Genomic DNA, 22,642 nt, shown 5'->3' with positions numbered 1-22,642 from the left:
AAAGCAGGATTGTGAAAAGGCATCAGGGGCTGAAGCGCTTGCTTTCGAGGGCACGGAACCGATAAAAAGACTCCAGCGGCGCCGATGTGAGCGGATTGCCTGCTGAGCCGGCGTAATCAGGGATGTCGGGCGAATTGTTTGGATCGATGTAGCGCTCAATGAGGGTGGAGCCGCGATACTCACTGAGCACTGCATCCTTGCTGGGATTGAAGACATCCGGAGCAGTGGAGCGCGCCTTCCGCAGCATCTGGGCACGCACATGGACACGGAAGGTGTTGCTGCGGGTGGTCAGACGGCTGTAGAGGTTCGAGTAGGGCCGCTCACGCACATTGTCACCCGTGGCACGGTTGTCCGACCAAAACGAATCCATGCTGGATTTCCGGATGGACGGACTATTCATGGGTTTGGACACATTGCCGATCAATGGTCCGGTCTTGTCCTCCGGCACCAAGTAAATCTCACAGATCTGGCTGGCGGCACGGAACAGGCCGCGCGTGAGTGTGTTGAGGCCGGTGTTGTTGGCGAAGCGCTCCTCGAACTGGCGCAGCGTTTCCGTCACGTCGATGGGACGATGCCAGTAGTGGCTGTCGTTCTTCTCATTCCAGTAGTTGTCATCCCAGGCACCGGCACCGCTGACGGGTTTGAAGGATTTGCTCTTATTGATGTGGCCCAGGGGGACGGCGGTCATGAATTCCCCCTTCATCACCGCGTGCATGCCGGTGGCGCGGGTGATGTGGGTGAAGGGCATGATCTGGTAGTTCATGTTGACCCTGCCGGCGACGGAAAGCGGCTCGCTGATGGCGTAGGGTTCGACCACGGGCATGAAGAACATGTCCAGGAGGAAGTGGTCCTTGGGATTGTACTCACCCGGATGGGTGGTCTTGCTGCCGCCCACCCCGCTATAGTTCGAGTGGGGCCGGAACAGGAGCGTCTGCCAGGGCTTGTAGTCAGTGGTTGCCGGGCTGGCAGCGGCAGGGATCGATCCGCCCTTCCAAGCCTGCGTGGGCAGCGAGCCAAACATGACCGGGGAACTGATCAGACGGTTGGGGGTCATGTAGATGCCGCTGCGCCAGTCGTCATTTTGCTCCCAAGAATCGAAGAAATAGGCTGAACGATAGCGTTTGGTGATGTTGCCCCGTTCCTGATTGCCGACGTAGAAGTTGCCTTCATCCGGCTTGTTGATGTAAGGGCCTTCACGGGTGTTGGTCAGGCCGGTGTCAAAGTCACCAAAGCTCTGGGCGGCCCTGGCCCAGGCCACCTGGCCGGGCAGGTCCGGCTGCCGTCGATTGTAGTCACCGCTGGTTTGGTCAACCGTCCTGCCGGTGGGGTTGTTGTTATTGTCGAACAAGAGGTTGTAGTTGGCTCCATAAACCAACTGCAGGCTTGTATCCACCGCAGGAGCCGTGGGAACCGTGACGGAGGGGAGATTGCTTGAGGCGGGGACCGCCAGTCTGGAGCCTGCCACCGAGTTTCCGCTGAAATTGGTGAAGCTGTGAACGCTGCGCACGCTGGTTTGCCAGCCTGGATGCGGCTGCCAGTAGGTGGCGGGCACATCATACATGGCGGCAAGGATGCGGTAATCCCCCATGGTGGGAATGAAGGTGCGGGTGACGTCGCTGACACCGTCCGGGATGATGCTGACGCCATTGGCGGCGTACGGCGGTGCAGGCGTGGCGGCAGCGGCACCTGTATCCAGCCTGCCGCGCAAAGACTGCTGGACGCGGTTGTCCGCCACCCCCGCAGGAATCAAACGGGGAGGCTGGATCCACATGGATTCTCCTGACTTCCCATAGTTCGGGTTGATCCTGCCGGTCATCTGCCCGAAGCAGCCTTCAAAATTGTAGCACCAGTAGTGCGGTCCCTGGCGCGCGCGGGTGTACCTTCTGCGGCCATACTGATCCTCCGTGATGGCCAGCCAGGGATTGCCCACACCGCTGCCCGGCTCCGCACCGGTCAGGCCGGGGGTGGGAAGAGAGGTGGCACCGGCATCCGAGAACTGTATCCTGATGATCTGGATGGGCTGGCTGCTCTCCCAGTTGTGGGTGTCGTAGAGTTTGATGACAAACTCGCCCGTCGGGAATGTCAAAGACATATTCGTGTCGCGATTAACCGTCAGGAAGTTGCTGGTCATGCCGTAGTTGGCCAAGGCATTGTGCCCGGTGGGGTTGGAGGTGTCATAGTTGCGGTCAGATCCCAGCATGACCTGCCCTTCACCGCTGACCGGGCGCCCGCCACGGTTGCCGCAGATGACGGACGGACCCGCGTGGCCGCCCAACGGAGAAACGAATCCAGTGGTGGAGTCATAGATGTTGGCGTCAGACTTGACCGCAATGCTTCCTGTCGTGTCGAAGATCCGCTTATTATCCAGCTTGATCTGTCCGATGTAATCACCATCCAGAACGATGGTGTACTCGGGGAAAAACTTCGTCCAGCCGACGCTGGGGCAGAAGGCCTCCAGCAGAATGATGGCCTGCACGCGCTTCTGGGTTTCTGTGAGCGGGGTGTCGGCGGCGAGGGTCATGTTCCAGTTCTCCGGATAGTAGGCAGGATGCTTGGAGGGGTGCCATTCCGGGTGTGCCGGGTCGATGGTGGTGCCATAAAGGAGGGCATTCTGCGTGGCGACCAGAGGGGGAAAGTTGGAGTACCAGCGCGCTGTTCCAGCACCTGCCGGGGGGGTCATGCCCGGGTAGGCCTCCGCCCATGTATAGGGCGGCTGAGGCTGCCCGGGTTCAACATTAACGGCGGGATCAATGCGAACGCTGGAACCGCCGCCGCTCAAGGTTCTGCCTGGGCCAAAGGCGGGGTTTAAGTTGGGGTCATTCTTGCCATCCGCCGTGCAGATGACCTGGATGCCCACTTCGGAGAGGGTGAACATGCGGCCAAAACCTTTGTAGCTCTTGCCCGACTTTCCCCACACGGCGGGAGACACCTGACCGTGGCCGGGGAGAACGCCGGTGTCGTCACTGCGGGTTTCATCCACATTCATGCTGGTAGCGGGCCGGGTGAGGCGCTGATCGGTGAACGTGACAGCCTTGGGCCGCGTAGTATCGCGCGTGTTATAAAGAGCCGTCCCAGATTTGTTATTGCCATCCCTGCCATCGTTGCTGCGCGACAAAACGCCATCGTAGAGATTGGTGCAGCGGATGTAGTCGAAGAACTGGACGGCGAGCTGGTTTACATTATCCGCACCGTACTTCGTGGCATAATTGAGGGAGTTGCCGAGGTTGGTGGTGGTTCTGGGCCAGGAAAGGCCGGACATCTGGGCGGCCAGGTAGTCCAGCAACTGGCTGTTGCGCTGAAGCCCATTGGTCCCCTTCAGGTCATAAGTTGAATCATAGGATCTGGAACGACGGAAGATGTAGCTCTTCTCGACGGAACCGCCCGAGGTGGAGGCCACGCCCTTGATGGAAGAGCAGAGGGCGATCATGTTGTCGAAGTTGGTGCGCTTTTCGTTGTTTTTATTCTCATTTTCATCGACCGGCCACATGCAGATGCGCGGCAGGCCAAAGATGCTGAACTCGGGAGCACGGCTGTGGGCGGTGAGGAAGAATCTGGAGCGCTCCAGGACATCGTGATCAAAAAGAACACGGCCACCGGCAATTTCATATCTGGCCGGCTGCCTGCCCTTTTTTGAGACGAAATCACCGTCCTTGAAGAGCATCTCGTCCACGCTGGCATAGAGCCGTTCCGATCTGGCGGTGGAGGAGTCGATCGCCAGTGCCGCTGTTTCACCGACGTTGACGTCATCTCTGGCAAAAGGCCGGGTGCCGGCCAAGGAGCCGCCCCCCGCGATTTTGGGTGTCATGGCATAAATATATTCTTTGATGTCAAGGATCTGGCTGGTGGTGACACCGCTGCCTGGAAGATAGGGGTCCAAGCGGATGTTGGGGGCCAGAACCGAGCTCAAAGCCACGGTGGCGGGGTGTCCCGGATAGCGCTGATACTCCCCGGTGGCGGCGGTGAAATGCGCCCACATGCGATCCCGGTCATTAAAATAGAACGGGGTGCCCATGAAAGTCGGCTCGGAAGCCGTGTTGATGTTGACCTTGCAGGACTCATCGTCCGTCCAGAAGGCGATGCGGCCCACAATGGGGTTGTCTGCGGATGCTTCGATGCCGGTTGAGCTGACAAAATGGTCGGTCTCGTCCAGGGCGCCCAAAGTGCCGTCCTGCAGCACATACATCCATTCCACTGGCATGGGGAGGCGGAGTCTGGAATCGTCGCCCTGGGCATCCGCAGGCAGCACCACCTCAGAATAGGTCACTGTGGTGCCAGCGCCTGAGGCTGTTTTCTTGGCATAGGAGAAACCCTCCACCCGGCTGTCCGGCTGTCCTGCGGACGGCGTCTGGGAGCCGAGGTAGTTCCAGCCGGCGCGCGGATCGATCACGGGAAAATAAACGGCCGGTGCGCCTGCGGTGAGCGAAGGCCTGATCACCGGTTCGTTGAGGTCCACAAAGCGAGCATTTTTTTCCTTCCAGTTGGCAGGAATCTGGTGCGCAGATCCAAACACGAGGGCTTCGTTGGATCCAGTCACCTTCATCTGGGAACTGGAGTAGAGCTTGTAGGCCGACTTGAAGGTGCCGTTGGCATTGTACACCCTGACCATGCCCGGCTGAGTGGCATGGAAGGTTCTGTTTGAATAAGAATACTCCTGCGAGTTGTTGACGGGGTCAAAGTGACCGTTCTGGATCTGTGCCTCCACCACCGAGACGGCCGTGTCTGCAAGCTGCTTGGCCGACCGGCCTGCCACATAGCTTTGAGTGGCCTTGTATTCCGTCTGCGTGAGCGAAAAGATGGCCACCATGAGGATGGACAACAGCGCGACGGTGGTGATGACCATGATGAGCGCCATGGCGTGACGCCGTTTCTTCTGGGGAGAAGTGAGATGCTTTGCATTCATAAAGGTTCCTGGGTTGAATTTCGTGAATTAGCGAAATGTTATCAAAAATGTGCAGCGAAGCACAAGGTATTTATGTTGTAACTACAGACCCTTGCGCATTCGCTAGTGTTCAAACCCGCCACCACGGCCAGGCATTTTTACCAGCGCCGACGCCTCCTCCAGCCCAACGCCAGAAAGCCGAATACGAGGAGCAGCAGCCGCCCAGGTTCAGGGACAGCCACCATGATGGTTCCTGCGCTGTAGAGAGCGCTCAAATCCCAGAATCTACCGCTGCCGAGGTCTGGCAGATCCACGAAGTTGTTGCTATAGGTGCCGGTCAGGTTGCTGAAGGTTCCGCTCGGAATGATTCCCGCCCAGTCGATCAACTTCCACGTGTCCCCCGCATTGAAGTTGCTGGGAACCAGCCCCCCAAGGGCGGCCACCGTCAGCTTCGAAGTTCCCGTCAGGGTCACCGCACCACCGGTGCCGCTCAAAATGAGGCGATCTCCCTCGCTGAGCGAAGAGATGGCGGAGCCGTCGTTCTGGAACAAGTCGAGACTCAAGATGCCGGAAAGCGTGAGGACGCTGCCGGTCTGCAACTCAATGCCAAAAGTCTGCGCACTGCCGCTTCCCGGGGTGCCAACGGCCAGGGTTGCACGTATGCCGGCATTCTCATTGATGCTGATGTCGTTGCCAGCCGCCAAAACGATGGCCCCGGAGCCAGCCAAGGTGGCACCGGCCTGAACGACGACATTGCCGGAGCCGGTACCGGAGCCCGAGCTGTTGTTCACCAACAGGGTGCCCTGGGAAACGGTGGTGGTGCCATGATAGGTGTTGGCCCCAGAGAGCGTGACCACGCCAGCACCAGTCTTGAGCAGGGAGAGGATGTCATCTCCAGCTCCGGTTCCGCCATCCGCCTCACTGATGACACTATTGACGCCACTGAAGGCCACGCCAGCACCAGTGCTGGTGCCAGAGTTGATGGTGAGCGTCTTGGTTTCCTGAACTCCTGCCTGCACATCCTGTAGAGTGACGGTATTGGTGAAGGTAACCGGATTGGCGGAGACAATGGTGGTGGTTCCCGAACCATTGGCGTTGATGTCGATGGCCTGGGTGACCGAGGTGATGGAGGCGTGATTGATCTGAAGGGTGACATTGGGATTGGCCGCGTCCTCAATCCAGAACACTGGATCCGTGCCGGTGGCGTTGACAGCAGTCACGCTGGGGGCCGCCATGAAATAGGTGGCACCACCAGTCACGGTCACCTGGGTTCCATGGAGCATGTTGGCAGTGGTTTTGAAATCATCCACGCGGGCAATGTTCATGGTGCCGTCAGGGTTCAACTGCACCACACGGTAGATGCCGTTGCGCTCTGGATTGGCCACCTCATCCTTCACGAGGATGCGCACGTTGACGTCCGCACTGGTGAAGGTGTGCCCGCCCAGGGTGGTACTGACGTTGTAGAATGCCCCGGCCCCTGCATTGGCCGCACCGCCGCCGTCCACCTCGCCGTTGCCGTCGGCGACAAACACACCCCCGAGGGCGTAGCGATTGTTGGAAGTAAAGCCAATGGTGCGCTCCACGCCCAGCACGGAGCTGCCATTGGTCGCATAGCTGGCATTCGCCAGGGCAAAGGTGGCGTCGCCGAGCTCGATGGTGGTGCCGCCAAGGGAGTTGAGATTGTTGACCAGCACCGTGCCGTTGCGCACCACCGTCCCACCATTGACGGCCGTGCCGCTGGCGCCGGTGGAGGTGCCGTAGGAATTGGCATTGAGCAGGCTCACCGTGCCGCCACCGATGACGGTGAAGCCGCCGGTGCCGGTGATCTCACTGTAGCTGACCGTGGTCGCGGCAGGAGTGGCGAGGAAAACATTGCGCTGGAGTGCACGATTCAAAGTGACCGTGCCATTGACAGCCACCGAAGCCGCCGATGTCTGGAACACCGAGATGCCCTCGCGGTTGACGCTGCCAAAAGTCAGGTCATTGAACTGGGTGAGGGAGTTCCCCTGGAACGCCAGCGTCAGGGCCGCCTGCTGCGAACGTGTATCCGTCGTCGTTCCAACCTCCACCGTTCCGGTTCCAAACGAGGAGTTTCCTGTTCCGATCAGAGTGCCTTCGGCGAGAACCGTCCCGCCTGTATGGCTGTTCGCCCCGCCAAGCGACAGCACTCCCAGCCCGCCTTTGATGAGGCTGCCGCCCTCGCCTTGAAGAGTTCCGCTCATCACCGCATCCACTGCGGCGGAGCCGCGACCGCTGGTGACCTCGATCAAGCGCGATTTGCCGCCCAATTCGATGCCGTTAACGAAGGTCACCGTCTTGTCAGCATCCTGGGCGCCGAGGAGCAGCGAATCATTGTCAGGAACAAAGCCGCCGGCACCCCAGACGAGCATGCCACCGCTGCCTCCAATGTTGACCGAACGGTCCAGCGTGTAGGCTGCAAAGCCGCCACTGCTGGTCCAGTCCACCTGCGTGGCACCCGTGCCGAGGCCGAGGGTGAAGTTGCTGAAATTGAGTCCCAGCACACCGCCATCAAGGCGCAGATGACTGCTGGAAGGCAGCGCCCCTGCGGAGTCCAGGCGCAGCACACCACCCTGGATGAAGGTGGTTCCGGTATAGGTGTTGCTGCCGGAGAGCGCCGTGGTGCCGTCTCCCGACTGCACGAGGTTGATCGCACGGCCTGCGGCCGCATTGTCCGCAATGATGGAGCCGATGCTCAGCGCCCGCAGCGGATTCCAGTTATGCACGATGAGATCGGCGCTGGTACCATCCGTGTTCAACAGGCCGCTGGTCAGGATGCCGCCGACGATGGAATTGTTGTGACTGCCCGCATGCGTGGTCTGAAGAATGGCACCACCATTGAGGGTGAGGGTGCCGCCGATGGTGAGGGTGCTGGTGGCGAGGGCGTCCACATACAGGACGGCATTGTCCTGGCTGGCTGAAACAGGATTGCTCAGAGTGACGGTGCCATTGACGGCGTCCACGGCGGTGATCGTGGTTCCTTCCGGGATGTTGCTGCCACGGATGATCTGGCCCACTTCGAGACGGGTGACATTGATGTCCGTGATCACATTGCCAGACGCCGTGGTGTCCCCGGTGGTCGAGGAACTGCTGTTGAAGAAGCGAATCGTGTTGACTGAGGCGACGTCCGCAGTGGTGCCATTGAAGGCGTCCACGCTCAGGGCACCGTCCATGACGTGCTGGGTGGCCGTCCAGTCCGCCGGATTTCCCTGAATGGTGTGCGCCGCCGTGCCACCGATGGAGATGTTGTCGGAGGCAATCACATTGAAGGCAACCTGATTGAAATCGACAAAGGCAAAGTAGTTGACCCCCGGATTAAGGATATCAATCGCGGTCTGATAGACCGCCCGCGGGATGACGACCTGCTGGTCAATCCCGAACTGACCCGCCAGGGTGATGATGGCGGCGCCGGCGCCAAAGACGGAGTCTTCCGCGAAGAGAATGGTGCTGCCCTTGCCGAAAGCGACCGGCTGAGGGTTGTTCAGATCCTGCAGGTTAAGGGTGGTATTGGTCGTGCCAGTGGCGGTGACACGGATGACCGAGGCGCCTTCGTTAACCACCAGCGCTCCCGGCATGTTCTGGGTGAGGCTGACGGAGGCGGAGCCAACCACCTCCAGCTTGCCGCCGCCCAGCGTGAGCGACCCCACATCACCGCGCACGAACTGGTCACCGAACGTCGGTTGCAGACGCAGGGTTCCGTCCTCCACCCTCAATTCTTCCAGCCCATAGCTGCCCGAGTTGGGCGTGACCGTTCCGAGCAGTTCCAGCACGCCCGCGCCCAGCTTGCGGATGACGTAATGATCCTCGGTCGTGGGCGTCGTGAAGTTGCCCCCGACGGTCAAGGTGGAGTAGGCGTTGCCGACATCCCAGATGGCGTCCGCATTGATGGTGAAACCTCGGTCCGTCCGTCCTGAAAGGCCGTTGTATTGCAGAACACCCCCATTGAAGACCACATTGGCGGCAGCATTGGTGGAGGCCCCCAGATTGCTGCGGTTGTCGGCAAAGACGAGGGTGCTGGTTCCCGAGAGCACCGCAGGCACGGACAGCACCACCTGCGTGGTGCCGAGGATGGCGGCGACGGTGGCTCCTTCCGGAATGCCCAGACCGCTGACCGCCTGTCCCACACTCAGACCTGTCGTCGAACCGACGCCCACCGTGGTGCTGCCGAGTGTCGTGGTGGCACCGTTGACGGTGGCACCAATGGTGGTCACGCCAAAGGTGCGGTTGTTCTGGTTGGTATTGGTCACCGGGTTGGTAATCTCCACCAGATGGTCGTCGAGGATTCTCGCAATGGTCGATCCGCCCACAATGCCATCCCCGCTGATGGTCTGCCCGACGATGAGACCCAGCGTGCTGGCAACCCGCACCAGCGCACCGCTCTGCGTGGTCGAAGACAGCGTTCCCGAAATGAGGCCGGGGGAGCCATAGGTGATATCATTCCGCGTGCCAGAGGCGGTCGCCGGCTGATTGATGGTGAAGGTGGTGGCGTTGACGATGGTGTCGATCACCGAGCCGCCAACAATGCCGAAGGGTCCTGAAACCGACTGTCCCGGAGTCAGCCCGGCGGTGCTGGCCACGGTGATCGTGGCGCTGCCGTTGGTGATGGTGGAAGTGATGCTGCCGCTCTGGCCAGACGCCGCTCCATACGTCAGATCATTCGTGGCGGTCAGGACCGCACCATTGGAAACCGTGAAGGTGTTGGTGCCAGTGATCGCGGTGATGGTCACGGGGGCAAGGAATCCGGTGCCGCTGACCGTCTGTCCAAAAGTGAGGCCATTGGTGGTGCCCACGCTGATGGTCCGGCCGAGGGAGACGTTGGTGGAGGTCAGCACTGTATTGGCTGCCAGACCTTCGATGGCCAACTGGCTGATGGTCAGGATGCCGGCATTGAATGTGTTGGCCCCCGTGTAGGTGTTACGACCAGAGAGGACCAGACTTCCCACACCGAGCTTGTCGAGGCCGTTGGTGCCACCCGTGCCATTGGCGATGACCGCGGCGATCTTCAGCAGTCCGGTGCCGGTGTTGTTCTGGATCACGGCCAGGTTCTGCCCGGCGCCCGCTCCGGTGGCGATGGTTCCCGTGCCGCTGATGAGGCCGCTGTGTGCCGCCATGTTGGGGGTGAACAGAATGCCACCGGACTGAATAAGATTCACACCGCTCAGCGTGACCACATAGGGTGTGTTGGCGGAGCTAGGCGTGCGATTTGCATCCGGGGAGGTGTTGTTGAAGCGCAGGGTATTCGTTGTGCGCGCGTTTTGGGTGCTGTTGCCGACAATGTCCATGTTCGCGTTGGTGACCCAGTCATTGGCTGTGGCAGCAGGAATGAAGGCACCACTAAGGGTGTAGGAGCCGTTAGCAAGACCACGGATCAGGCCATTCTGGTTGGCCGTCACCGTGCCGCCAGCGTCATTGGTGGTGCTCTTGGTGGCCCATGTGCTGCCGCCCACCGTGGCCCAGCCGCCGATGATACCATTCACATTGTTGGAGTCGGTGCTGGCGATGTCGTTCTCGCTGAGATTGAGAGTCGCACCCGCAGCCCGACTGATCGCATTCATCTGCAGGATGGCGTTGCCACTGATGCGGCTGATGCTGTTCGCGCCCGCATTCAGGGTGACGCCGGAAACGATCTCCACATGCTCGGCCGCCGAGATTGCGCCGACAACACCATCTCCTGCAAGCTGAAGTGCACCACCGAGACGACTGCCACCCAGGATCAGAGCCCCCTTGTCAGACAGTTTGCTGAGGTTGCTGGTGGAATAGTCGAGTCTGAGCGTGCCCGCCTGCACCGTGTGATTCGGAACACCCGCCGTGGTTGCGGCCGCTGGGAAATCGCGGGTCGTCAGATCCGCCTGCCCGCTCAGGATGAGCGTGCCTTCACCAAACTGGATGATGCCGCCCGCACCGCCGAGCGTGTTCTTCAGGTTGAGCATGGCACCCGTGCCAACGTTGATGGACGAGTCTGCGGTGACAAAGACTGAACCAGCCCAGGAACTGCTGCCGGTGGTGGCTGCGAGCGTGCCTCCCGCCAGGTGCATCTGATCGACGGTATTATAAAGGACGTTTCGCAGATCCACTGTGGCGTTCAGGCTGCCAAGAACGTTGCTGGTGTTCGTGCCGCCGCCGATCACCACACCGGCACCAGCCTGGGCACCGAAAGCTCCATCCGCCGTGGCGGCCAGGATGCCCGCCAGCACCAGTGTCTCGCCCGAATAGCCGTTGGTACGGCCCACCACCCAGGTGCCGTTGCCGATCTTGGTCAGAGAGGTGGGCCCGTCCGCGCCATCACCCAGCACGAGATTGAACACGTTGCTGCCGCGGTTGGACCCGCCCAGGGTCAGGGTGCGCGGCCCGCTGCCGGAGAATTCCACCACCGGAGACAGCCCGGCGAAGCCCATCTGCAACGTGGCCTCAAGACGGCTGCCATCAGCGACGATCATGCCGGCAGCTTCACCCGCACCGAGGGTGAAGGAGTGGTCCGTGAACATGGATGACGCTCCGGCATAGCGCAATACCCCCCCGTTGAGCACGAGGTTGGCGGCGGCATTCGAAGACACACCAATGCTGCTGGCGAACCCAGCGATGTCCAGGCTTCCGACATTGACCGTGCCGCCATTGATGACGGTGGCGCCGCTGTAGGTATTTAGAGAGGAAGCCAAGGTCAGGACTCCATTGCCGGATTTGACGAGGGAAACCGATCCCTGCAGGGCGTTGCCATCACGAATCAATCCATTGAACACGGTGGAGACGGACTGGTTGACCACCAGTGTACCTCCGCTCACGCCGTTGTTCGTGACCGTTCCAGCGCCGCTCAGGCTGGTCACCATCGTACTGTGATCGTTGAGGTTGAGGGTTCCTCCCGCCAGATTCAAGGCATAACCGGTGGCGGCGTTGAGCGCCGTATCGCTCAGCAGCGTCAGGGTGCCGCCCGATACCGTCACGGTGCCGGCCAGCGTGCTGGTTCCCCCGATTTCCAAACGGCCGGAGGTGACAACGATGTTCCCCGTCAAAGTGTTGTTGCCAGTCAGGGTCACTCCCGAGCCAATCACACGGATCTGGCCGATGGTGTTGTCTCCGGTGAGCCGGATGGTGTTGAACCCGCTGTAGGTCAGATTTCTCGTGGCGTCCGAAATGGCGGGGGTGGAAAGTTCAAAATGCGTCTCGTCAATGATGCTGGCGATGGTGGTGCCCGCCGGGATGTCATCAAGATTACCATCCAAATCCAGGTCGTTGCCGGTCACAACGGCGCCGATCTGGAGACCGGAGGTGGAGGTGACCGTGACCGTCGTACTGCCGTTGGTGAAGGTGGAACTCAGCGCGCCCGTCGTCGAGTTGTTGGCACCTTGCGTCTCGATGCCACCGGAGAGGTCATGGTTGCCCTCGACCAGCAGGACACCCGTGACACCGCTGGAAGCGCTGAGGATCAGCCTGCCGCCGACGCCATTGATGGGGCTGCCGCCGATCTTCAGGGTCCGGTTGCTGCTCACACTGAACACGGCGTCTCCGCCATTGATGGTGATGCCGCGGTTCGGGTCATCCAGGGCAAAATCACCGGTGGCCAGGAGCCTGCCGCCGTTGAACGTCAATTGGTCGGCGGTCAGGCTGACTGGATTGGCGCCGAGATCTGACTCACGCGCAATCTGGACGGTGCCTTCGTTGAGGTAGGTTCTGCCGGTGTAGGTGTTGAACAGACCATAGCTGAGACCGACATTGGTGCCGCTGGCTGTCGGGGTCTCGGAAATCACCACCGTGTTGTTGCCAGTGTTGATGCTGACGATGGTCGCTCCGGCGGGGATGTTGGCACCGGAAACACGGGCACCCACCACCAGATCGGCCACGCCGCCGCCGCCTGTCACCGTCAGCGTGGTGCTGCCGTTGACATACGACGTGGCACGGTTGAAGCCGGGACTGAGCACCAGCACACTGGCTCCTGACTTCACCACGGACACCGCATTTGCCCCGTTGTTGGCAATGATGCTATTGACGTTGAGCTGGTTGGTCGGCAGATGGAAGCTCAGTTCATACGGGGAAAGTGATCCCCCATAAGTCCCGGCAGTGAGTGTCCCTCCCGTGATGGTGTGGGTGGCCCGCGTGGAGAGGATACCTCCGCTGTTGACGATGAGCGTGAGTCCGGGATTGATGGTAAGCGTGCGTCCGGTGGTGTCCTGGATGTTCAGGGAGTGGATGGTCGTGGGCAATGTCACGGTCTGGGCGGAACTCAGTTTAACGTTGTCCGTGCTGCCCCAACTGCCGGTTCCGGCGGTCTCATAACTGCCTTCCGCCAGCGCCACGATCTGGTTGCTGCCGTTGATGGCGGCCCACTCGCGGAACTGCGTCTGGTTGCCGCTCACATCCCTGCTGGTGGAGCGGATCGCCCAGCCGCCGATGATGTTGTTGGTGTTTGCCAGGCCGCTGGAAACGGTAATGGTGCCGCCAGTATCAAAGGTGCTGCTGAGGGAATCGAAGGTCAGCGTGGATCCCGCCGCACGGGTGCCAAAACTGACAAACGTCAGGGCGTTGCTGGCGGCGTTGATATTGACGCTGCTAACATAGCTGGCACCGCCGAGCAGGGACAATGCGCCGACGGTTTCGGAAGAGGTGACCGCACCACCGCCACTTCCGGTCAACATGAAACGCCCAGAGTGGAGGTTGACCGCAGTGGCGTCGCCCAGGCGGTTGCTGTTAGTCGTCCCGCTGCCATTGCTCAGTTCCAGTCCCACTAAGCTGGTGGTGCGCGTGTCGCCCGTGCCATAGATGTTGATGGCGGTGGTGGCCGCGCCCAGTGCCCCGCTGGCACCGAAAATGTTCATGTCGCCAAGCCGGAGATTGACAGCTCCGGTGACCGCGCTGGCGGAGGAGATGTTGAGAATGGCTCCATCAAGCACATTGTCCCCCGTTCCCACGACGTTGAGCCCGCCTTGAACGGTGAGGGCGGAGTTCCAGTTCACCGTGGTCAGCGCCGTGCGGGCCGTGAGGTTAAACGCGCCGGCGGTGCTGGTGGCGGAGTTGAAATTCGTCGTGCCGCCTTCGAGCACGGAAATGTCGCCGCCAAAGTTCCCCGAGCGGTAGGTCAGGCTCAGGTTGGTGCCGGGGGAAGTGGGTGCGGCGGAGAGCTGGTAGGTCGTGGGGCTGAGAATCTGCTGAATGACGGCCCCGGCGGGAATGCCAGCGCCGGAGACCGCCATATTGGCGACGAGGCCCTCCGTGCTTGCCACGGTCACGGTGGTGTTGCCGCTGCTGTAGGTGGAGTTCAGCGCCGGATTGCTGAAATTGAGGTTGAGCGTGCCGGTGCCGCCGTCACGGACGAAGGCTCCGGTGCCCGCCGCCACCCTGGCAAAATTCCAGGTGACGCCGTTGTTGATGCGCATGACCAGCGTGCCGCTGTTGGAGATGGTCCGGGGTCCGGTCTGTGCGGCGGCACCGCCATTGCTGTTGCCGAAGTTGGTGGTACTTTCGAGCACCAAGGTGGCACCAGAGTTGATGGTGGTGCTGCCACTGTAGCTGATGTTGCCCAGCGCGAGCACCTGCGTTCCGGTGCCTGCAACAACGAGGTTCAAGACGCCGGAGCCGGTATTGTTGGCACGATCACGCATGAAGCCGTTGTAGTAGTTCACGCCGCTGGTGTTCAACGTCAGGGTGCTGTCGGACATGAGGTTTTCACCCTCCGTATTTTCAATCACCCCGCTGGCGGTGAAGTCGGAGAGGCCGCCCACGGTGTCGCTGAAGCCCATCAGCTTGAAGTAGGGGTTATTGCCGCCGTTGCCGGTGGCGAAACCGCCAACCCCGCCATCAAAACTGATGATGGAGGTGTCGGCGATCTGGTTGTTGCCGCCCAGATGCACCACGGTGCTGCCCAGCCCACCCTGGCTCATGTTGCCAAGCTTGAGGTTGCCGATGATGGCCCCGTTGACGATGTCTGTGCCAAAACTGGTGACGACCCCCGTTCCCGCGCCTGTCGCAGTCGTGGAGAGGACAAACGTGCTGGCATTCGTGATAGCGGCCACCGTGGTGCCCACCGGGATGTTGGCGTTGCCGGTGATCGGCATGCCGACGTAGAAACCGGCGGTGTTGCCACCGGTCAGCGTCACCGTGGCGGAGCCAGAGGCGGTGGTGGCGGAGTAGGAGCCAAAATTCGTGCCCACGCCAGAGACTGTCGCGGTGGCGGCCGCAGAAATGACAAAGGTGGTGTCGTTGGTGATGCTGGAAATCGTGGCGTTGACCGGGATGTTGGGATTGCCGCTGATGCGCATGCCCACAAAGAGGTTCGAAGTGCTGCCGCTGGTCAGCGTGACAGTGGTGCTGCCGGAAGAGGTGGAGATGCTGGCTCCGGCCAGGAGAGATGCCGACTTGGCCAGCACGAGCTGCGGATTGGTGGCGTCGCCAAAGCCACGGCTGAACACCGTGGTGAGGCCCGTGTAGGTGTTGGCCGCCAGACCGCTGTAAGTGACACGCCCGGCCCCCATGATGGTGACATCCCTTGCCCCGCCGTCCTGGGAGATAGCACCGCTGATGTCCAAACGCGCACCCGCGCCACCGGAGTTCACGTTGATGTTGAGACCACTGGACAGCAGCACGGGGGCGTTGATGACATCAATGCCCACCGAGTTGGAATTCGACAGCACCTTGCTCAGGAGCGCGCGGCCATAGTCGCCATTGTCGAAGTTCAGACTGCCACCAGTACCTGGACGGATTTCAAAGTGATTGCTGTTGTTCTGGTCGCCGATGATGATGATGCCGGCTTTCTTCGTGCCATCCAGCGTCACCACGGCATTGGAGGTGATGTTGGAGGTGAGATTGACGATGCCGCCGATGGAGTTCGGCGTTGTAGCGGGCCGCCAGTTGGTGGCGGTGTTCCAACTGCCGCCCCCGGCCACGTTGTAGCTGTTCATCAAAACCGGGATCACCGAAGGCTGAGTGATGATGGTGAAGATGCCATAGGTGGCGAACTGGCTGACGTCATAAACCAGACCACCGCTCAGCGTGGGCAGGATCAGATCACCACCACCCGAACCGCCGCTGCGGTAGTTGGTGCCCACATTAAAGGAAGACACGGCGTCAAGATCCAGCCAGTCGCCAAGGTCAAACACCTGTCCGCTGGCGGCCGCAGCCACGAAACCACCATCCACAATGGTGAACGTGTTGTGATTGAGGATCAACGCGCCATTGATGACGATGGAGTCATGCGCACCGGCGGGGACCGCCGTTCCATTCCAGGAGCTGGGTCCGGTTTCGACGACCTTGAGGTCACGATGGCCGCCGATGGAGTCATACTCGCCGGAGAGGAGCTTGGTGAGGATGGTTGTGTCGAGCAAGGTGCGGCTCACAACCTGGAAGCTGGAGAAGGAGCCGTCATTGAGCGTCAGATTGCCATTGAAGGTGAGGGTGCCGATGCTGGCACCTGCATTGTCTCCTGGCTGGAGCACCGCACCGCTGTTGAAGACATGATTTGTGCCATCCGTGAAGTTGTTGCCGACGGTTCCGGCCGTGCCGTTGATAAGGCCGCTGCCTGCCAAAGTGGCCGCAGCATTGACCGTGGTGGCCCCCGTGCCCGTCCGACCGACGTTGCTCAAGCCCACCTGCAGAACGCCCGCATTCACCACTGTGGCGCCGGTGTAGGCATTGGAATTGTTCGAGAGCCGCAGAGTTCCCGCTCCTTCCTTGATGACACCACCGCTGCCGGCGGTAATCGCGCTGGTGATGAACGTATTGCCCGCACCGCCGAAGGTGACACTGCCATTGGCCGCCATGTCCACATTTCCGGTGCCGATGGTGAGAGTCGTGCCGCTGTTGACGACATCCACGCGGCCACCTCCGGCGCTGACGGTGAAGCCGCGGGTGAAGGTGTCGGTATTGCCAACATAGGAGAGCGTGCCCTGCGTGGACGCGCCGCCCAAGATGACGGCGGAACTGGCGCTGCCGATGTTGCTGCCCGCACCGACGATGTCTGAAGCCACCAGAGTGCCTGCCTCGATGGTCGTCGTTCCTGTGTAAGTGCTGGAGCCGCTGAGCTGCCAGGTGTTGGAGCCTTTTTTCAAGAGGGAGGTGGCATCCGCGCCGTTATTGCCGATGAGGGCTGCCAGCACGTTGACAATGGCGGCATCGCTCGTGCCGGTGAGCGTGAGGGTGCGAGTGCCGACACCGGTGAAGGCCATGCTGCCGGTGTTCGAAAACACCAGTGCGCCGGTGCCGGAGGCGTCCAGGCCGCCGGCAGTGGCACCAGCCCCCAGGGTGAACAGACGGTCCGTGGTGGCTCCGGTTCCGGTGTAGCGCAGGAAGCCGCCGTTGATCACCAGATTGGCTGCAGCGCTGCTGGAGGCGCCGATGCCGCTGGCGATTCCCCCGTTCTGGAGGTCCGTCGTGCTGAGGATGCCGCCGGTAATGGTGGTGACGCCCGTGTAGCCGTTGCCGGGAGCGGCATTGAGTACGAAATTCTGCTCGGTGACGGGGGCGCTGATGACAAAGCTGTCTGGGGCCAGGATCGTTTCCACCGTGTAAAGGCCTTCAGGGTCCGGGGTGCCCTGCGCGTTCACCCTCGTGCCGGCCATCAAGCCGTTGGTGTCCACACCATTAATGGTGGTCGTGGCCGCAGGGGTGCTGATGACCATGCTGTCGGCGGATTCGATGCTATCGATGGTGTAGATGCCCTCGGGGTTGGGGGTGCCATTCCTGTCCACCGTGTCGCCCACCATGAGAACGCTGGTGTCCGCGACGGTCACGGTGAGAGTTTCACCATCCCAACTGGCGGTGATGGAGTCGGAGGGAAGAATGTCGATGACGGTGTAATCGAAACCAGGTCCTGATCCGACATTGCCCTGGGCATCGGTCATGGTGACATTTTCCTGAAGGCCACTGGTATCCGCGCCATCAATGGTGATGACATCCTCGGCAGGCACGATGGCGGCCTGGCTCAACCGGAAGGTTCCTGCGCCATCCACGCCGATGGAGAAAACAAAGGTGCCGGCAGCAATGCCTTCTCCGGTGATCAACTGGTTCACAATCAGGCCGTCCGTGTTCGTATTCCTGACGATGGTTGGTGTCCCTCCTTGGATCGTGCCGGACAGTCCAACAATGGCATTGTTGGGAGCCAGCACCCAGGTGCCGTCACCCGTTTTAGTGAGAGAGGTTTTGTCCGCAGGTGCGGTGCTGAAGTCACCCAAAGCCACCACCAATGTGTTAAGACCTTCATTGGCACCGCCGAGCGTGAGCGTGCGCGCCCCGCTCTGGCCGTTGAAGCCCATGGACTGCACACCGGCGAAGGTCAGCGCACCCGTGTTAAACTCATTAACAAAGGTGCCGGAGGCCTCGATGGTGCCGCCGGAGGAGCCGATGGAGAAGATGCGGGTGGTGCTGGCTGTGCCTCCCGTATAGCGCAGCGTTCCGCCATTGATCACGAGGTTTGCCGCGTCGTCACCCGAGGCACCGATGCCACTGGCGGAGCCGCCGTTGGCCAGGGTGGTGACGGCAAGCACGCCACCATTGATGGTCGTGGCACCGGAATACGTGTTCGCTCCGTTATTGAGCAGGAGCGTGCCTGCGCCCGCCTTGGTGAGACTGAAACCGAAGAGGTTGTCACTCACCAGGCCATCGACCTTCAGGGCATTCGCGGAGTTGATGGTCCAGATCTGATTGGAGCCAAGCCGCACGTTGCTGTTGATGGTGTGAGCGCCACTGAGAGCCTCGGTGGTGATGCCTGCGCCGATGATGGTCAGGGTATTGTCGTTGATGGTCACCGCAGCGGTGGCTTCATCACGGAAGGTGAGGCTGGCGATGGTCCGATCACCCGCCAGGGATGTGGTGAGGTTGGTGGCCCCCGTGTCGGTGGTGAAAGAGACATGCGTGAAGGCTCCCGGGATGCCGCCGAGCGGGGTGGTGCCCGCCTCATTGGAGAACCAGTTGGTGCTGGTGGCCCAGGAAGTGTTGGTGGTGCCCTTCCAATAAGCGTTTTCAAACGCGGCAGCAGTCACTTTGAGAGCCACCCGGGCGGCAGAACCGACGAGGGCGGTCTCGGCCCCTGCACTGGTGAGCATGACCAGGTCCAGGGAGTAGGGGTTGGAGCCCAGGATGATGGCGTTGCTGGCCAGGGTGAATGCCTCGGCAAAGGTCGGGTCGCCCAAGGTCAGACCGCCCGAAAGGAAGGTGATGAGGTCATAATTACCAATCGTGAGGCTGGTGATGCCGGTCTGCGGCAGGATGGCGACGGTGGCACCACTTTGGTTGACCGTAATGCCCCGGGACACCGTGATGGTGTCCGTATTGTTCGCCACCAGGCCTGAGCTGGCGCCGAGGTCGAAGGTCATGCGCACCGTGGGGTCAGCATTGTTCGTCGAGCCGATGATCAAGCCCTTATTGCCCGCAAAGCTGTCCTGCTGCTGAAGGGCGAAGGTGCCTGCCGAGTTATTGTTGGCCATGGTGAAGGAAGAACCGGCATTCAAAGTAAGCATAGAGCCGGCGGTTCCTGCTCCCGGGGCTGTACCCGTGTTGTAGGTTCCCGTGGTCAGCGCACCAAACGTGGCGCCGTTCTGCACGGTGATGGCGGTGTTGGCCAACCCGCCGGTGGTCACGGCCAAAGTGCCGCCACTGACCGTGGTGGCACCGGTGTAGGTGTTGGTTGCGCTGAGCGCCCAGGTGTTGGTGCCTGCCTTCGTGAGCGTGGTCAACCCCGAGCCGTTGTTGGCGATGATCTTGCCGAACACATTGACGAGGGTGGCGTTCGCGGTGCCGGTGAGCGTCAGGCTGCGGGCTTGGTTGGTGGTGCCGTAGGCCAGGGTGGTGATGTTGGCGGCGCTGATGGTGAGGGCGCCTGAACCCGAGGCATCCACCGTCGCGCCCCCCGCGCCAATGGTCAGTGAGCGGTTGGTCGTCGAGGTGACGCCGGTATATTTCAACGTGCCTCCATTGAGGACGATGTTGGCGGCGGCGAAACTGGCCGCACCAATGCCGCTGACAGCGCCACCGTTGCCCAAAGTGCTGATGCTGATCGTTCCCCCGTTGATCGTGGTGGAGCCGGTGTAGTTGCTCAAAACGCCGCTGAGGGTGAGCGTGCCGCTGCCTTCTTTGACCAACGCGAACAGATTGGAGGTTCCGGTCAGCACACCGGAGAACTCGGTGCTGGTGTTGTCACCACCCACGGTCAGGGTCGAAAACAAGTTAGGAAACCCGGCGATGGAATTGTGGCTGTTCGTGACCACCCCGTCGCCCGCCAGGGAGCCGATGCGCTCATGACGTCCGGCCATGTCCAGCATCGCCCCGGCGTCGATGATGACGGCAGAACCATCCGGGATCACCAAGTTGTCCGCCCCTGCCGCGAGGGAGCCCAGCACCAATATGCCGTTCTTGATGTGAGTGGTGCCACTCCAAGAGTTGTTGCTATTGGTCAGCACGAGAATGCCAGCGCCGTCCTTGGTGAAATTCACCCCGTTGGTGATCTGGCCGCTGATGTAACCGGAGGCCCACGGGCTGCTCACCGTGATGGTGCGCGAGCCGCCGCCAAGATTCACGCCCCCGGTCAGCGTCAGGTCATAGTGCTGGTGCCAGGTCGGGCTGTCGCCGCCGAAGGTGAAATCCCCCGCCAGGGTCACGGCATTGCCAACCACGGTGCTGAGCCGGAGGAAGTTGGCCGCGTTGGTGCTGTTCATGGCATGTGAGAGCGTGAAGTTGGTGTCGGAGTTGATGCTCGTGATGAACGATCCAGTGCGCACCCCGCTGCCCACCACCGCCTGACCGACGGCCAAGGCCAGGCTGGTGGCCGTGCTGCCGGTGTTGATGATGACATTGGCGCTGAGATTGGTGGTGTTCATCGAGGGGGCCAGCCGGTTGGCAGCCTGGATGATCGGATTCGTGCCAGGGCCGCCGCCACCGAGGGTCAGCATGCCTGTGCCAATCGCACCGCTGGTGAGCGCGCCGGGGGTGCCCACGGTGTTAAGGCCAAAAATGAGCGTGCCATCCTTGAGATGGAAGCCGTGGGCATAGGTGCTGGCGCCGAACAAGGCCAGCGAGCCGCTGCCCTCCTTCGCAATGGCGGCCCCGGTGCTGCTGATTTTCGAGGTGATCACCAGACCGACGGGCGAGAGACCGGAGACATGGATGACCGGGGCGGCATTCGAGAACTGTACCAACGAGTTGTTCGCATTGTTCGTGGCGGCGGCGATGAGCGGTGTGGTGCCGGGGTTATTGTTGACGACCGTGATCGCATTGGCGGCGGTCAGGTTCAGAGTGTGCAGCGCGGTGGGCGCGTTGAATCGCACGGCTGGCTGGGCGACGCCGCCCTCATTGTTGAAGGAGAGGCTGGCGAGCGTGGTGGTGGTGGCGCCATAGTTGGCAAAGCTCAGAGTGGCGCCGCCGTTGAGCGTCACATTGCTGGTCGCGGCAATCTGGCCGGTGGTGATGTCGAACTTGTTGGTGTTCATCGTCACCGTGGAGTTGTTGATCACCAGATTCCCAGGAATCATGATCCGGACGGCATCAGCATTGAGATTGAGCGTGCCTTGGTTGACATAGGTCGTGCCGGTGAAGTCGTTGGAGGGACTGTTGGCAGTGATGTTTCCCAGCGTCAGTGTGCCACCGCCGCTTTTCACCAAGTCAATCGCACCCGTGAGCCTGGTGTTGAAGGTGGTGGTGCCCTGATTGACGAAGACGAACAGCTCGGAGCCGCTTGCGGTCAGTGCCGACGCCGCATTGGCGGATACGATGTTGGTGGCCTGTCCCGTGTTGGTCAAAAGGCCCACGCCAAGGGTGAGCGTCACTGCGGTTGTGCCGCTGCCCAGAGTGATGGTCTGAGCAGCACCCCCATTGGCCATGCGCAGGGAATTGACACCCTTGGAGAGAGTCAGGGTTCGATTGGAGGTGTCATTGATGTTCCACGTCGCTTGGGTGGTGGTGGAGCTGAGGTCACCGCCGTTGTAGGCCGGAAACACATTGCCACCAGCAAAGACATTGCCACCCACAACGGAACTCAGTTCCCCCACGCCCACACCATCTTTGTAGGTGGCGAAGCTGTTGCCATTCACGACCGCCCAGCCACCGATGATCCCGTTCGTCAACTGCGTGGCGGAGAAACCTGCGCCGTTCACGGCGGAGATGAGCACCCTGGCGTTGTTGTTGTTGCCGGAGCCGCCCATGCCCACGTTGGAGACGAAATTGACGACGCCGTGGTCCGCCGCAGCACGCTGCAGATTGCCGATGGTAAGCTCCACCGCGCTGCCGGCATTGAACGTGGGGAACACATTGATGATGCTGCCGCCGCGCTGGATGGCGACGTTGTCGAAGGCCACCGTGGTGTCAAACGAGCCGCCGCCCTGGATGGTAAAGGTTCCTCCCTGAAGATTGAGAGGGACGCTGGCCGCCACACGAACTGGATTGGAGTTGTCCAGCGGATTGAGGCCCCGGTTCTCCCACTGCAACTGCGAATAATTCACCGACACCGAGGAAGTACCGGAGAGCGTACCGCTGTCACGCAGGGTGAGCGTGTTGCCGCTCACGATGGTGGCCCCGGTGTAGGTGTTGGCGTTGCTGAGGATCAGGTCGCTGTTGCCGCTCTTGTTGAAGCCTAGGTTGCCGGTGAGGCTGCCGCCAAAGACGCCGCTGCCCGTATTGACGGTCAGCATGGCCGCTGTGGCGGAGCTGTTGGTGATCTCGCCCCCGACTGGCAGCGCGTTGGCGGTGCCCAGGGTGCCAAGCATCTGGCTCCCGCCATTGAGGTCCACTTTGCCGCCATTCATGTACAAATTGGAATACGCGGCCACATGCGAG

The 22,642-nt window shown here is 61.2% G+C and carries 2 protein-coding genes (1 of these 2 cut by a window edge); both read right to left on the bottom strand.

From position 1 onward, the window contains the following. Positions 1-22: 22 nt before the first annotated feature. On the bottom strand, positions 23-4,900 hold the full coding sequence (vccA, locus tag U1A53_RS11970) for a Verru_Chthon cassette protein A (protein WP_322281159.1): 4,878 nt from the start codon (positions 4,898-4,900) through the stop codon (positions 23-25). A gap of 137 nt (positions 4,901-5,037) precedes the next feature. Continuing rightward, a protein-coding gene (locus U1A53_RS11965; RefSeq protein ID WP_322281157.1) for an autotransporter-associated beta strand repeat-containing protein crosses the window boundary here: on the bottom strand, positions 5,038-22,642 show its 3' portion. 13,811 nt of this gene lie beyond the right edge of the window; only the last 17,605 of its 31,416 coding nucleotides appear in the window; its start codon lies beyond the right edge, outside the window — the gene reads right to left on this strand; its stop codon occupies positions 5,038-5,040.

Source organism: Prosthecobacter sp. (genome assembly GCF_034366625.1).
Taxonomy (GTDB): domain Bacteria; phylum Verrucomicrobiota; class Verrucomicrobiia; order Verrucomicrobiales; family Verrucomicrobiaceae; genus Prosthecobacter.
This window is presented reverse-complemented; position numbering and strand designations above follow the sequence as displayed.

Excerpts from the sequence above, each read along its gene's own strand:
- vccA (WP_322281159.1), bottom strand. The coding sequence starts at position 4,900 with ATGAATGCAAAGCATCTCACTTCTCCCCAGAAGAAACGGCGTCACGCC.